Source organism: Xanthomonas sp. JAI131 (genome assembly GCF_013410075.1).
Taxonomy (GTDB): Bacteria; Pseudomonadota; Gammaproteobacteria; order Xanthomonadales; family Xanthomonadaceae; genus Xanthomonas_A; species Xanthomonas_A bonasiae.
This window is the reverse complement of record NZ_JACCCN010000001.1, coordinates 923,861-937,302: the sequence shown is the minus strand read 5'-3', so window position 1 is coordinate 937,302 and position 13,442 is coordinate 923,861. Positions and strand designations below refer to the sequence as shown.

Annotated in this window: 15 protein-coding genes; all 15 read left to right on the top strand. The window is 67.8% G+C overall.

Going from position 1 to position 13,442, the window contains the following annotated elements:
- The first annotated feature begins 57 nt into the window (after positions 1–57).
- Positions 58–1,242, top strand: a complete 1,185-nt coding sequence (locus tag HDC36_RS03770) for a flagellin (protein WP_179564549.1) — start codon at positions 58–60, stop codon at positions 1,240–1,242.
- Between the two features lie 198 nt (positions 1,243–1,440).
- Positions 1,441–2,772 carry a flagellar filament capping protein FliD gene (fliD, locus tag HDC36_RS03765; protein WP_179564547.1) on the top strand — a complete coding sequence of 444 codons (1,332 nt, stop codon included), beginning with the start codon at positions 1,441–1,443 and terminating at the stop codon, positions 2,770–2,772.
- A gap of 169 nt (positions 2,773–2,941) precedes the next feature.
- The gene (gene fliS, locus HDC36_RS03760; protein ID WP_179564545.1) at positions 2,942–3,361 is read left to right on the top strand and encodes a flagellar export chaperone FliS; all 420 of its coding nucleotides are present in this window, start codon (positions 2,942–2,944) and stop codon (positions 3,359–3,361) included.
- The gene (locus HDC36_RS03755) at positions 3,358–3,660 is read left to right on the top strand and encodes a hypothetical protein (protein WP_179564543.1); all 303 of its coding nucleotides are present in this window, start codon (positions 3,358–3,360) and stop codon (positions 3,658–3,660) included. The genes fliS and HDC36_RS03755 overlap by 4 nt, the downstream gene beginning before the upstream one ends.
- Positions 3,657–4,235 (top strand): PilZ domain-containing protein, encoded by a 579-nt coding sequence (locus HDC36_RS03750; protein WP_179564541.1) that lies wholly within the window; start codon positions 3,657–3,659, stop codon positions 4,233–4,235. The genes HDC36_RS03755 and HDC36_RS03750 overlap by 4 nt, the downstream gene beginning before the upstream one ends.
- A 94-nt stretch (positions 4,236–4,329) precedes the next feature.
- Complete coding sequence (locus tag HDC36_RS03745; protein WP_179564539.1) at positions 4,330–4,962, top strand: response regulator transcription factor; 633 nt, start codon at positions 4,330–4,332, stop codon at positions 4,960–4,962.
- 270 nt (positions 4,963–5,232) lie between these two features.
- Positions 5,233–6,630, top strand: a complete 1,398-nt coding sequence (gene rpoN, locus HDC36_RS03740) for an RNA polymerase factor sigma-54 (RefSeq protein WP_179564537.1) — start codon at positions 5,233–5,235, stop codon at positions 6,628–6,630.
- A gap of 13 nt (positions 6,631–6,643) precedes the next feature.
- Positions 6,644–7,027, top strand: coding sequence for a response regulator transcription factor (locus HDC36_RS03735; RefSeq protein WP_010341669.1), 384 nt, complete (start codon positions 6,644–6,646; stop codon positions 7,025–7,027).
- The gene (locus tag HDC36_RS03730; protein WP_179564535.1) at positions 7,024–8,514 is read left to right on the top strand and encodes a sigma-54 dependent transcriptional regulator; all 1,491 of its coding nucleotides are present in this window, start codon (positions 7,024–7,026) and stop codon (positions 8,512–8,514) included. The genes HDC36_RS03735 and HDC36_RS03730 overlap by 4 nt, the downstream gene beginning before the upstream one ends.
- Before the next feature lie 294 nt (positions 8,515–8,808).
- Positions 8,809–9,990, top strand: a complete 1,182-nt coding sequence (locus HDC36_RS03725) for a DegT/DnrJ/EryC1/StrS family aminotransferase (protein ID WP_179564533.1) — start codon at positions 8,809–8,811, stop codon at positions 9,988–9,990.
- The gene (locus HDC36_RS03720) at positions 9,987–10,211 is read left to right on the top strand and encodes an acyl carrier protein (RefSeq protein ID WP_003466862.1); all 225 of its coding nucleotides are present in this window, start codon (positions 9,987–9,989) and stop codon (positions 10,209–10,211) included. The genes HDC36_RS03725 and HDC36_RS03720 overlap by 4 nt, the downstream gene beginning before the upstream one ends.
- 1 nt (position 10,212) lies before the next feature.
- The gene (locus tag HDC36_RS03715) at positions 10,213–11,253 is read left to right on the top strand and encodes a ketoacyl-ACP synthase III (protein ID WP_179564531.1); all 1,041 of its coding nucleotides are present in this window, start codon (positions 10,213–10,215) and stop codon (positions 11,251–11,253) included.
- Positions 11,254–11,255: 2 nt separating this feature from the next.
- Positions 11,256–12,011, top strand: a complete 756-nt coding sequence (locus HDC36_RS03710) for an SDR family oxidoreductase (protein ID WP_218847987.1) — start codon at positions 11,256–11,258, stop codon at positions 12,009–12,011.
- Positions 12,008–12,787 (top strand): SDR family oxidoreductase, encoded by a 780-nt coding sequence (locus HDC36_RS03705; protein ID WP_179564527.1) that lies wholly within the window; start codon positions 12,008–12,010, stop codon positions 12,785–12,787. Before HDC36_RS03710 ends, HDC36_RS03705 begins: the two co-directional genes overlap by 4 nt.
- Positions 12,784–13,431: a NeuD/PglB/VioB family sugar acetyltransferase gene (locus HDC36_RS03700; RefSeq protein ID WP_179564525.1), complete on the top strand. Its 648-nt coding sequence runs from the start codon at positions 12,784–12,786 to the stop codon at positions 13,429–13,431. The genes HDC36_RS03705 and HDC36_RS03700 overlap by 4 nt, the downstream gene beginning before the upstream one ends.
- Positions 13,432–13,442: the final 11 nt, after the last annotated feature.

The window sequence follows — 13,442 nt, the reverse complement described above, 5'->3', positions numbered from 1 at the left end:
GCGGAGGCTCCAGGCACCGATGGGTTGCCGGATAAATCGCTTAGAGGAGATATCAAAATGGCACAGGTAATCAACACCAACGTAATGTCGCTGAACGCTCAGCGTAATCTCAACAGCACCAGCGCGAGCATGGCGACGACGATTCAGCGTCTGTCTTCGGGCCTGCGCATCAACAGCGCCAAGGACGATGCCGCCGGTCTGGCGATCTCCGAGCGCTTCACCACCCAGATCCGCGGCCTGGACGTCGCCTCGCGCAACGCCAACGACGGCATCTCGCTGGCGCAGACCGCAGAAGGTTCGATGGTTGAAATCGGCAACAACCTGCAGCGTATCCGCGAGCTGTCGGTGCAGTCGGCCAACGCCACCAACTCCGCCACCGACCGCGAGGCGCTGAACTCGGAAGTCAAGCAGCTGACCTCGGAAATCGACCGCGTCGCCAACCAGACCAGCTTCAACGGCACCAAGCTGCTGGACGGCTCGTTCTCCGGCGCGCTGTTCCAGGTCGGCGCCGATGCCGGCCAGACCATCGGCATCAACAGCATCGTCGACGCCAACGTCGATTCGCTGGGCAAGGCCGGCTTCGCCGCCACCCAGACCGGTTCGGCCGCCCTGGCCTCCGGCACCGCGACCGCCAGCGGCAGCTTCTCCGGCATGTCGGTCAACGGCACCACCATCGCCTCGGTCGCCGTCGCCGTCGGCGACACCGGCAGCGATATCTCCAAGAAGATCGCCGCCGCGATCAACGACAAGCTGGACCAGACCGGCGTGTATGCCTCGGTCGACAGCACCACCGGCGCGCTGAAGCTGGAATCGCTGAAGGCCGGCAAGGACTTCTCCTTCACCGCGGGCTCGGCCACCGGCGCCACCGGCGTCACCTTCAGCAACGCAGGCATCGCCGCGTCGGCCACCGCCGTCGCCGGTACCACCAACACCCTGAAGGACCTGGACATCTCCACCTTCTCCGGTGCGCAGAAGGCCCTGGAAATCGTCGACAAGGCGCTGACCGCGGTCAACTCCTCGCGCGCCGACATGGGTGCGGTGCAGAACCGCTTCACCTCCACCATCGCCAACCTGAGCTCCACCTCGGAGAACCTGTCGGCCTCGCGTAGCCGCATCCGCGACACCGACTACGCCAAGGAAACCGCCGAACTGACCCGCACGCAGATCCTGCAGCAGGCCGGTACCGCGATGCTGGCGCAGGCCAAGTCGGTCCCGCAGAACGTGCTGAGCCTGCTGCAGTAACAGCCCGCTCGACACCGGCAAGACCCGAAAGCCCCTCCGCAAGGAGGGGCTTTTTTGCGTCTGGCCGGGCGCAGGCACAGGATTTGCATTGCCTCCAGGGCATTGCCGACGCGCGCGCGGCCTCAAGAACCGCCGTGCGCCGCCGATACCCCTATCTACCGCTGGCCTCCGCGCCCGCTACCGTAAGGAAGCCCATCCATGGCTACTTCATCGCTCTCTGCCGTCGGCTCCGGTATGGACGTCGCCGCAGTCGTCAAAACCTTGGTCGCCGCCCAGCGCGCTCCGCAGGAAAACCGGATCAACGCCGACGGCACCGCGTCCAGCGCCCAACTTTCGGCGCTGAGCACGATCAAGGGTGCGCTGTCCAACCTGCAGACGGCGATGAACGCGATCGCCAAGAGCGCCGACAAGAGCGCGGTCAAGGCCACCGTCGCCGACGGCGCCGGCTATACCGCCAGCGTCACCGAGAGCGCCACCGCCGGCAACTACAGCGTGGAAGTGGTGAAGCTGGCCGAACGGCAGAAGCTGACCTCGGCCGCCTACGCCGACGACGCGGTGGTCGGCGACGGCACCTTGACCATCGGCTATGGCGACAAGACGCTGAACGTCACCGTGGCCGAAAACAGCAAGCTCAGCGACGTCGCCGCCGCGATCAACAAGGCCGCCGGCGGCAGCGGGGTGACCGCCAGCGTGGTCAGCGCCGACGACGGCGACCACCTGGTGCTCAACGCGGTCGATTCCGGCACCAAGGGCGCGCTGACCATCACCAGCGCCGGCGGCAACGGCGGACTCGCCGCGCTGACGTACAGCAGCGGCAGCAGCGGCGGCCTGACCCAGACCGTGGCCGCGGCCGATGCGGTGGTGCGCGTGGACGGCTTCGAACGCACCTCCAGCAGCAATGCGATCGCCGACCTCGTGCCCGGCGTCACCCTGAACCTGACCAAGGCCGCGGAAGGCACCAAGTACAGCCTGACCATCGCCAACGACAGCAGCAGCCTGAAGGCGAACCTCACCGCGTTCGTGACTGCCTACAACACCGCCAACACCCTGCTGAAGTCCTCCAGCGCCTACGACGCCACCAACAAGAAGGCCTCGGCGCTGACCGGCGACTCGATGGTGCGCGGGCTGCAGCAATCGCTGCGCAAGCAGGTCAGCGACAACGTCGTCGATCTCAAGGCGATGGGCGTGACCATCGACAAGGCCGGGGTGATGAGCTTCGACAGCGCCAAGTTCGACAGCGCCATCGCCAGCGACCCGGCCTCGGCCAAGGCGATGTTCGGTACCGACGGCAGCTTCACCGCGGGCGTGACCACGCTGCTGAACAGCAACCTCGACGTTACCAACGGCACCATCACCCAGCGCACCGCCTCGCTCAACAAGCACATCACCGACCTGACCGACCAGCTCAGCGACCTGGACAAGCGGATGGACACACTGACCACCAACTACACCGCCAGGTTCACCGCGATGGACACCATCGTCGCGAAGATGCAGACGATCAGCCAAAGCCTCTCCCAGTTCTCCTCGTAGCGGCAACGGCATCGGAATGAAAGACGCTGCCAGCGCTCAAGTCCGAGCGGGCAGCTGCCGATATCTTTAGCATCGACAGTCATTCCGGACTGGCAGCACGTACCGCCGCCGCGGCGCCTTCGCCGTCCGGCGCGGCAGCGCGGCACCAGGCCACCCGAGGGAGTTTTCCATGCACGGTTCCAGTCGCCAATACGCCGAGCAATATCGCAAGATGAGCGTGTCCACCAGCATCACCGATGCCGACCCGCACAAGCTGGTGGCGCTGCTGTTCGCCGGCGCGTGCCAGCGCATCCGCCAGGCCCAGGCCTGCCTGGCGCAGGGCGACCAGGCGCGCAAGGGCAAGGCGATCGGCGAAGCCTGCGCCATCGTCGGCCACCTCAACGGCTCGCTGGACCACGAGGCCGGCGGCGAGATCGCCAACAACCTCTCGGCGCTGTACGACTACGTGATGCACCGGCTCACCGAAGCCAACCTGCACAACGACGACAGCGCGCTGGTCGAGTCGCTGGAACTGCTCAGCGAGATCGATGCGGCGTGGAACGCCATTCCCGTCCAGCAACGCGAACTCGCCGCGGTCGCCACCCTATGATCGCCGTCAGCATCGAATCGCTGCACGCCGAACTGCAGCAGCTGCAGCAGGTGCTGCACGGCGACGACCACGCGCTGGCCGAGCGCATGGTCGCCGAGCACGACCAGCACCTGCGCGAATACCTGCAGCAGGCCGGCAGCGACGTCTCGCGCGAGGGCATCGGCTCGCTGCTGAAACTGCAGCAAGCGGTGATCGCGCAGATGCTGCAGGCGCGCGACGAGGCCGGCGACTGGCTGCGCGCCAACCGCCTGTCCAACAATGCCGCGCGCGCCTATTCGCAGGCCGGATCGCTGAGATGAACAGCGCGTCCGACGGCGTCGTGCACCACCCTGCCGAAACGGAGCTGTTCCACGACACCCTCAGCTGCGAACTGGCATTGCCGGCCGACTTCAAGCTCGGCAACGGCATCGGCCGCTTCGGCGCCGGCGAAGCCCTGCTGCGCGGCCTGGCCCAGGTCGAGGACCTGCGCAGCGAGGACGGCGGCGAGGAGCGCAGCGACCAGCCGCTGCAACTGCAGCGCATGGACGCCAAGCTCGACCTGATGCTGGTGCTGCTCGGCCGCCTGGCCCGGCAGCACGAGGAAGGCCTGCCGCTGCGCCCCGTGCGCTGGTCGCGCCGAGGCCTGAGACTGGAATTGGGATCGCGCTCGGGCGCGCTGCCGGGCGCGGCCGGCCTGTTGCGCCTGCAGCCCTCGGACTGGCTGCCCGACCACCTCGAACTGCCGGTCCAGGTGCTGGCCGAGGCCACCGCTGGCGGCGGTTTCTATCTCTGGCTACGATTCGAGACACAGCCACCCGGCCTGGAAGAAGCCCTGGAACGGCACCTGTTCCGCCTGCACCGGCGGCAGATCGCCGACAGCCGGCGCGCGCGCTGAATCGCCGCTGGCCGCCCCGCCGCGGCGCCGCGAGGTTGGCGGCGACGGCGCGCTCGGCTAAGGTGCGGTACTAGAGTAGAGAGATCTTCCCACTGTGCGAGTCATCATCGTCGACGATCACACCCTGGTCCGCGCCGGCCTGAGCCGGCTGTTGCAGACGTTCGCGGACATCGACGTGATCGCCGAGGCCAGCAACGCACAGGAAGCGGTGGACCTGGCCAGCCTGCACCGCCCCGACCTGGTGCTGATGGACCTGTCGCTGCCCGGGCGCAGCGGCCTGGACGCGCTGACCGACGTGCTGCAGACCTCGCCCAAGACCCGCGTGGTGATGATGTCGATGCACGACGATCCGGTACACGTGCGCGACGCGCTGGACCGCGGCGCCACCGGCTTCGTGGTCAAGGATGCGGCGCCGCTGGAACTGGAACTGGCGCTGCGCGCGGCCAGCCTCAACCAGGTGTTCCTGAGCCCGCAGATCTCCTCGAAGATGATCGCGCCGATGCTGGGCCGCGAGCGCCCGGTCGGCGTCGCCGCGCTGTCGCCGCGGCAGCGCGAGATCCTGCGCCAGATCGGCCGCGGCCAGAGCAACAAGGAAATCGCCTCGGACCTGGGGATCAGCGTCAAGACCGTGGAGACCCACCGCGCGCGGATGATGGAATCGCTGGGCTGCCGGCGCGCCAACGATCTGGTCCTGCTGGCCGCGCGCCACCAGAACGAATTGACCTGAGCGGCCGGGAACGGGTTCCCGACGCGACGCACTGGCATGCGGCTTGCCTTAACCGCTCAGCTGCCGCCGTGAAACCGTCGAAGCCCGCCAGCGTTGACTCTGCAGCGCCGATCGACCGGCGCCCCCTACGGTCATGTAGGGATTTTCCCCACATGCTGTCGGGAATTTGACTACCTCACTCAGGAACGCCCTGATTCTGTTACCGTCAGGTGGCAAGCACTATGCATTCCACGGGCGCCAGAGGGTTGGCGCCAAACCGAGGAAGTTCGCATGAAGCCGACCGTCTCCGCCCAGCTAGGCCAGCAACTCCACCTGACCCCGCAATTGCTGCAGTCGATCCGGCTGCTGCAACTGGACGGGATGCAATTGGAAATGGAAATCCGGCGCGCGCTGGAAACCAATCCATTGCTGGAACTGGAAGAGCCGGAAGGCGTGCTCGAGCCGGTGGTCGATCACGACACCACGCTGGAAACCGCCGCGTTCGACGAGCTGCCCGAATCCTCGATGTGGGACATTCCCGCCGCCGGCTGGAGCGAGGGCGAAGACGACCGCATGCAGCGCATTGCCGCCGGCGAGTCCACCGATCCGCAGCTGCGCGTGCTGCAGCGCCTGGCGCTGGAACTGGACGAGCGCGACCTGGAAGTGGCCGCGTTCTGGCTGGAGCACAGCGACGATGCCGGCTACCTCGACGGCGCGCTGGACACCCTGACCCTGCTCGCCTGTGCGCGCTTCGACCGTTCCGCCGCGCAGGTGGAAGCGATCCGCCAGCGGCTGCTGCACGGCGACCCCGCCGGCCTGGCCGCCTGCGACCTGCGCGAATGCCTGAGCGTGCAGCTGGCCGCCCTGCCCGGCCGCGTCGCCGGCCGCCACCTGGCCGCGCGCATCCTCGCCGGCGACCTGAATCTGCTCGCCAGCCACGATTACCCGCTGCTGGCGCGCCTGCTCGACGCCGAAGCCGACGACGTGCGCGAAGCGGTGCGGCTGATCCTGTCGCTGCAGCCGCGTCCCGGCGACAGCCTGCTGCCGGAGAACCTGGGCCACGTGATTCCCGACGTGGTCGCCTGGCACAGCGACGGCACCTGGCGGGTGGCGCTGAACCCGGCCACCACCCACCGCGTCAGCGTCAATCCGATGCACGAGCGCGCCCTGGCCGAGGCCGGCGAGGCGGCGGCGCCGTTGCGCGAAATGCTGCAGGAGGCGCGCTGGCTGACCCGCGGCCTGTCGATGCGCTACGAGACCCTGCTGCGCACCACCCGCGCCATCGTCGAACGCCAGGCCGCGTTCCTGGTCAAGGGCGAGGAAGCGATGGCGCCGCTGACCCTGAAGGAAGTGGCCGACGCGATCGGCATGCACGAGTCCACCGTGTCGCGCATCACCACCGGCAAGTACCTGCAGACGCCGCGTGGTACCTTCGAACTGAAGCATTTCTTCGCCGTGCGCCTGGAAGGCGCCGCGGTCTCGGGACAGGCGGTGCGCGCGATGGTGCGGCGCCTGATCGAATCCGAGCCGTCGGGGCGGCCGCTGGCCGACGAGGCGATCGCCGGCCTGTTGTCGCGCCAGGGCGTGAACGTGGCCAGGCGCACCGTGGCCAAGTACCGTGAACAACTGGATATCGCCCCCGCCCGCGAACGCCGTCGCGCCAAACCGCTGCTGGCCCGCGCGGGCTAAGGAAACACTACACATGAACAAATTGTCCGTGCTTCTGGTCGACGACCACGAAGGCTTCATCAACGCCGCGATGCGCCACTTCCGCAAGCTCGACTGGATGGAAGTGATCGGCAGCGCCGCCAACGGCCTGGAGGCGATCGAACGCTCCGAGTCGCTGCGCCCGCAGGTGGTGCTGATGGATCTGGCCATGCCCGAAATGGGCGGCCTGCAGGCCACGCGCCTGATCAAGACCCAGGACCAGGCGCCCTACATCGTGATCGCCAGCCATTTCGACGATGCCGAGCACCGCGAGCACGCCATGCGCGCCGGTGCCGACAACTTCGTCAGCAAGCTGTCCTACATCCAGGAAGTGATGCCGATCCTGGAGGGCTTACGCACAGAGGGAGTACCGGCATGAGCGAATCGCGCATCCTGGTGATCGATGACGACGCGGTCCGCGCCGAACGCACGGTAAGCCTGCTCGAATTCATGGACCTCAACCCGCGTTGGGTGACCGACGTGGCCGACGTCAATCCCGGCCGCCACCGGCAGAGCGAGTGGATGGCGATCCTGGTCGGCGGACTCGACGACCAGGCCCAGGCCGACGCGTTCTTCGGCTGGGTCGCGCGCAGTCCGCTGCCGCCGCCGGTGCTGCTGCTCAATGGCGAGGCGCAGGCGTTCGCGCAGCGCCACGGCCTGCACGAAGCCAACGTGTGGCAGCTGGAAGCGCCGCTGCGCCATGCGCAGCTGGAAACCCTGCTGCGCCGCGCCAGCCTCAAGCGCCTGGACGCCGAGCACCAGGCCGGCGCGGTGCAGGACAGTGGCCCGACCGGCAACAGCGCCGCGGTGGTGCGGCTGCGGCGGCTGATCGACCAGGTCGCCGCGTTCGACACCACCGTGCTGGTGCTGGGCGAGTCCGGGACCGGCAAGGAAGTGGTCGCACGCGCGATCCACCAGCAGTCGCCGCGCCGCGACGGCCCGTTCGTGGCGATCAACTGCGGCGCGATCCCGCCGGACCTGCTGGAAAGCGAACTGTTCGGCCACGAGAAAGGCTCCTTCACCGGCGCGCTGTCCGCGCGCAAGGGCCGCTTCGAGATGGCCGAGGGCGGTACCCTGCTGCTCGACGAGATCGGCGACATGAGCCTGCCGATGCAGGTCAAGCTATTGCGCGTGCTGCAGGAACGCAGTTTCGAGCGGGTCGGCGGCAACGTCACCATCCGCTGCAACGTGCGGGTGATCGCCGCCACCCACCGCAACCTGGAAGAGCGCATCGCCGGCAACCAGTTCCGCGAGGACCTGTTCTACCGGCTCAACGTGTTCCCGATCGAGATGCCGGCGCTGCGCGAACGCAGCGACGACCTGCCGGCGCTGGTCAACACCATCGCCGCGCAGCTGGCGCGCACCGGGCGCGGCGAAGTGCGCTTCTCCGAAGAAGCCTTGCAAGCGCTGCGCGGCTACGACTGGCCGGGCAACGTGCGCGAGCTGACCAACCTGGTCGAGCGCCTGGCGGTGCTGCATCCCAGCGGCCTGGTGCGGGTGCAGGACCTGCCGGCGCGCTACCGCGGCGACTTCGCCTCCTCGATCGACGTGTCGGCGCCGCCGGCGCCGATCGCCGCACCGGATCCGCGCCGCGTGCCCAACGTGGTCGACCTGCACGTCGGTCCCAAGGCGTTCTCCGATCCGTCCGAAGCGGCCGCGCAGACCGCATCGACGCTGCCGGAGAGCGGCCTGGACCTGCGCGGGCACATGGCCAACATCGAGTTGGCGCTGATCAACGAAGCGCTGGAGCGCACCCAGGGCGTGGTCGCGCATGCGGCCCAGCTGCTGGGCCTGCGTCGCACCACGCTGGTGGAGAAACTGCGCAAGTACGGCATCGATCGCGACCAGACCGAACTGGCTGGCTGAGCGCGCGTCGCGAGCAGATCCGCGTCGCCACGCGCGTGCTGCGCTACGGAACGACCGCGGTTCGAAACTGAAGTACCCTCCCCTCTACGCATCGCATGCTTTCCGGACGTGCGTCCGGCCGGCCCGCTGCGGCTGTGTCGCGAACGATGGGGATCGTCGCGCGCTCGCACGCTTCTCGCAGGCGAACGCGGAAGCAGTGGACACGTCTGTTGGCATATGGCTTGCTTTCAGAACAGGAACCCCGTCGCCACGATCCGCGCCGCGGATTCTCCACACGTACCCACGCAGGCCACCATGCCCATTCCCGTCACCAGTCCGCTGCTGCCTCCCCTGGACGAGTTCGTGCCGTACCTGGAGAAGATCTGGAGCAGCCGCATCCTGACCAACGGCGGCGACATGCACCGGGCGCTGGAGAAGGCGCTGGCGGAGTACCTGGGCGTCGGGCATCTGGCGTTGCTGACCAACGGCACGCTGGCCCTGCTCACCGCGCTGCAGGCGCTGCGCGTCACCGGCGAGGTGATCACCACGCCCTACTCGTTCGTGGCCACCGCGCACTCGCTGCTGTGGAAAGGGATCAAGCCGGTGTTCGTCGACATCGATCCGGTCACGCTTAACCTGGACCCGCAGAAGATCGAGGCCGCGATCACCCCGCAGACCACCGCGATCATGCCGGTGCACTGCTACGGCACGCCGTGCGACACCGCCGCGATCGAGCGCATCGCCGACACCTACAACCTCAAGGTCATCTACGACGCCGCGCATGCCTTCGGGGTCAAGGACGACGGCGGCTCGATCCTGCGCCACGGCGACCTCAGCGTGCTCAGCTTCCACGCCACCAAGGTGTTCAACACCTTCGAGGGCGGCGCCATCGTCTGCCCCGACGAAAAGACCTACCAGCGCATCAGCCGGCTGAAGAACTTCGGCTTCGTCGACGAGACCACGGTGGTGGCCACCGGCATCAACGGCAAGATGAGCGAGGTGAACGCCGCCTTCGGCCTGCTGCAACTGCAGCACATCGATCGTGCGCTGGCGCAACGCCGCGAGATCGACGCCGACTACCGGCGACGCCTGGCGCAGGTCCCCGGCATACGTTGCCTGGCGCCGCGCTCCCCGGACCTGGCCAACTACGCCTCGTTCCCGATCCTGATCGAGGACGACTTCCCGCTGACCCGCGACGGCCTGCATCAACTGATGCGCGAGCGCGAGATCCTGGTGCGCCGCTACTTCTATCCGCTGATCAGCGATTTCCCGATGTACCGCGGCCTGCCTTCGGCCGCGCCGGCCGGCTTGCCGGTCGCCCGGCAGATGTCCGAACGGGTGCTGTGCCTGCCGATCTATCCCGGCCTGAGCGCCGGCGACGTGGAGACCATCGCCGACCTGATCGCGGGTGCCGGTACAGCCGCATCAACCGCTGCAAAAATCGGTCGCCCTGCCGCGACCCTCCCTTCCTCCGCCCACTCCGTGGAACAAGAATGAGCCAAGCAACGTTTATCGAGAATTTCCTGTCGGCGACCGATTTCCAGACTCCGGTCGAGGTGACGACGGACACCGTGCTGCGCGAGCTTCCCGAATGGGACTCGCTCGCCGCGCTCGGCGTGATCGTGATGTTCGACATGGAATACGGCAAGACCATCACCGGCGAGCACCTGGCCGCCGCCGTCACCGTCGGCGACCTCTACCAGCTGACCGAGGCATAGCATGCCGATCTCCACCCTGCACAACGTGCGCTTCGCCGGCATGGCGACCTGCGTGCCCAAGCGCATCGTCTCCAACCTGACCGATTGCCGGCCGCAGATCCGTTCCGAGCGCGAGCGGCTGGTCCGCAACATCGGCATCGAGACCCGGCGCATGGCGCAGGAGTGGCAGTGCTTTTCCGACCTGGCGTTCGATGCCGCGCAGGGCTTGATCGAACGGCTGCAATGGCAGCGCGAGGAGATCGATGCGCTGATCGTGGTCACCCAATCGCCGGACTATCCGATCCCGGCGACCGCGATCATCCTGCAGGATCGGCTGGGCCTGTCGCATGCCACCGTCGCCTTCGACGTCAACCTGGGTTGCTCGGCCTATCCGTTCGGCATCAACCTGCTGGGCTCGATGATCGCCGCCGGCGGGGTCAAGAAGGGCCTGCTGCTGGTCGGCGACCGCAGCGCCAACCTGGAGGACCCGATCTTCTCCGATTCCGGCACCGCCACCGCGCTGGAATTCAGCGCCGACGCCGCGCCGATGCATTTCGACCTCAACAGCGACGGCAGCGGCTACAAGGCGATCATCCTGCCGGTGGGCGGCCAGCGCGAGCCGGTCGGCATCCAGCACCTGATGCCGTTCCGCGCCGACGAGAACGATTACTGGCATCGCGGCGTTGACCTGCAGCTGGACGGCGTGGCGGTGCTGAGCTTCTCCACCCAGCGGGTGCCGCCGGCGGTGCAGAAGCTGCTCGACTACACCGGCGTGTCCAAGGACGAGATCGACTACTTCGTGTTCCACCAGGCCAACCGGATGATCAACGAGACCATCCGCAAGAAGCTCGGCCTGCCGGTGGAGAAGGTGCCTTCGACCCTGCGCGACTTCGGCAACACCAGCGGCGCCTCGCTGCCGGTGACCATGACCGCGCGGATCAACAAGGAACTGGAATCGGGACGCAAGCGCGTACTGCTGTGCGGTTTCGGCATCGGCCTGTCCTGGGGAAGTTGCCTGGTGGACATCGAGGGCGCGGTGTTTCCCGACCTGATCGAATCGTGACGATGGCGGCTTCCACCGAGGCGTTCGGCCTGACGGACAAGGTCGTGCTGGTGACCGGAGCCTCCTCGGGCATCGGTGCGGCCACTGCCAGACTGTGCGCGCGCCTGGGCGCCAGGCTCGTCGTCACCGGGCGCGACGCTGCGCGGCTTGAGGCCGTGGCCACCACGCTCGAAGGCACCGGCCATGTCAGCGTGATCGGCGACCTGACCGACGCGCAGACCCGGCAGCAGTTGCTCGACGCCGCCGACGGCTACCACGGCATGGTGTCCTGCGCCGGCGTCGCCGCCCTGGTGCCGTTCCGCATGGCCGCCGAAAAACACCTGCAGCAGATGCTGGCGGTCAACTACCTGGCGCCGATCACCCTGACCCAGCAGTTGCTGTTCAAGCGGCGCCTGCACGACAACGCTTCGCTGGTGTTCGTGTCCGCATTGTCGGCGCGCGCGGCGCCGCAGGCGGCGGCGGGCTATGCCGCATCCAAGGCGGCGCTGGAAGCGGCGGTACGCACGCTGGCGCTGGAGCAGGCCAAGCATGGCATCCGCGCCAACTGCATCGCGCCTGGCTATGTCGATACGCCGATGCTGGAAAAGCTGGGCACGGCCACGGACATGGACGACAAGATCGGCCTGACCCCGCTGGGTCGCATCGATCCGGACGACATCGCCAAGGGCGCCGTGTATCTGCTCTCCGCCGCGAGCCGCTGGATCACCCGCAGCACCTTGACCATCGATGGCGGCATCTCCCTGCCGATACGCTTATGACCGAACTCGCAGCCGCCTCCTCTTTCGATACCGCGTCGGCGCTGTTGCGCGACATGTTCGGCCTGCAAGGCAAGACGGTCCTAGTAACCGGCGCGTCCAAGGGCATCGGCCAGGCCGTCGCGCAGACCTGCGCCGCCGCGGGCGCCCGTGTGCTCGTCGCCGGACGCGACGCGGCGCGCCTGGAGGCGGTGCGCGCAGCGCTGGACGGCGACGGGCACCGGTCGTTCGTCGGCGATCTAAGCGATTCGACCACGCTGCAGCGCCTGGCGCTGGAAAGCGGGCCGATCGACGGGCTGGTGCACAGCGCAGGCATCCGCGGCCTGTCGCCGATGAAGCTGGTCGGCGAGAGCTTCCTCAAGGAAGTGCTGGACATCAACTACGTCGCGCCGGTAATGCTGACCCGGCACCTGCTCGCACGCCAGTCGATTCGTCCAGGCGGCGCGATCGTCTTCATCTCGTCCATCGCCGCGTTGACCGGCACGGTCGGCGTCGGCCCCTATGCCGGCTCCAAGGCGGCGCTGATCGGTACGCTGCGGCCTCTGGCGCTGGAACTGGCGCGGCGCAACATCCGCGCCAACGCGCTGTGCCCGGGACTGGTCGAGACCACGCTGATCACCGAGGACAAGAGCTGGTTCGAGGAGAGCCGCAAACGCTATCCGCTCGGCGTCGGGCAACCGGACGATGTCGCCCTGGCCTGCCTGTACTTTCTTTCCGACGCCAGCGCCAAGATCACCGGACAGGTGTTCAGCATGGACGGGGGGGTGGAATTCGCATGAGCGCTCTCTCGTTCTGGCATGTACTGATCGTGGGCGCGGGCGGCTTCGGCAAGGGCGTGGCCGCCATGGCCGTTAACGACGATCCGGGGTTCGGCACGAAGTGGGACATCAAGGGCTTCCTCGACGATCGCAGCGGGTTGGCGCAAACCTCGCGCTGGCCGATCGTCGGCGACCCGCACACCTACCAGCCGGTGGAAGGCGACCTGTTCGTGTGCGCGCTGGGCGATCCGGCGACGCGCCGTCGCTACACCCGGGCGCTGCTGGAGAAAGGCGCGGACTTCATGGTGCTGCGTCCGGGCCTGCGCGAGGCATCGGCGACCCGGATCGGGCGCGGCGGCCTGTTCGAGCCGGGCGTGTCGATCGGCGCGGACAGCCAGCTCGGCGAATTCGTCACCGTGCTCTCCACCACCATCATCGGCCACGACGTGACGATCGGCGACTACGTGCAGATCGGCAATTTCGTGTTCATCGGCGGTGGCGTCCGCATCGGCAGCGACGTGGTCATCCATCCGCATTCCACCCTGATCCCGGGGATCACGATCGGCGACGGCGCGGTGATCGGGGCCGGCAGCGTGGTGGTCAGGGACGTTCCGCCCAATGTCACCGTCGCCGGCAATCCCGCACGCACCATCTTCAGCAAATAGCAGGACCCGCA

Excerpts from the sequence above, each read along its gene's own strand:
- HDC36_RS03715 (WP_179564531.1), top strand. The coding sequence starts at position 10,213 with ATGCCGATCTCCACCCTGCACAACGTGCGCTTCGCCGGCATGGCGACC.
- HDC36_RS03730 (WP_179564535.1), top strand. The coding sequence starts at position 7,024 with ATGAGCGAATCGCGCATCCTGGTGATCGATGACGACGCGGTCCGCGCC.
- fliS (WP_179564545.1), top strand. The coding sequence starts at position 2,942 with ATGCACGGTTCCAGTCGCCAATACGCCGAGCAATATCGCAAGATGAGC.
- HDC36_RS03750 (WP_179564541.1), top strand. The coding sequence starts at position 3,657 with ATGAACAGCGCGTCCGACGGCGTCGTGCACCACCCTGCCGAAACGGAG.
- HDC36_RS03710 (WP_218847987.1), top strand. The coding sequence starts at position 11,256 with ATGGCGGCTTCCACCGAGGCGTTCGGCCTGACGGACAAGGTCGTGCTG.
- HDC36_RS03725 (WP_179564533.1), top strand. The coding sequence starts at position 8,809 with ATGCCCATTCCCGTCACCAGTCCGCTGCTGCCTCCCCTGGACGAGTTC.
- rpoN (WP_179564537.1), top strand. The coding sequence starts at position 5,233 with ATGAAGCCGACCGTCTCCGCCCAGCTAGGCCAGCAACTCCACCTGACC.
- HDC36_RS03770 (WP_179564549.1), top strand. The coding sequence starts at position 58 with ATGGCACAGGTAATCAACACCAACGTAATGTCGCTGAACGCTCAGCGT.
- HDC36_RS03720 (WP_003466862.1), top strand. The coding sequence starts at position 9,987 with ATGAGCCAAGCAACGTTTATCGAGAATTTCCTGTCGGCGACCGATTTC.
- HDC36_RS03700 (WP_179564525.1), top strand. The coding sequence starts at position 12,784 with ATGAGCGCTCTCTCGTTCTGGCATGTACTGATCGTGGGCGCGGGCGGC.
- HDC36_RS03735 (WP_010341669.1), top strand. The coding sequence starts at position 6,644 with ATGAACAAATTGTCCGTGCTTCTGGTCGACGACCACGAAGGCTTCATC.
- HDC36_RS03755 (WP_179564543.1), top strand. The coding sequence starts at position 3,358 with ATGATCGCCGTCAGCATCGAATCGCTGCACGCCGAACTGCAGCAGCTG.
- fliD (WP_179564547.1), top strand. The coding sequence starts at position 1,441 with ATGGCTACTTCATCGCTCTCTGCCGTCGGCTCCGGTATGGACGTCGCC.
- HDC36_RS03705 (WP_179564527.1), top strand. The coding sequence starts at position 12,008 with ATGACCGAACTCGCAGCCGCCTCCTCTTTCGATACCGCGTCGGCGCTG.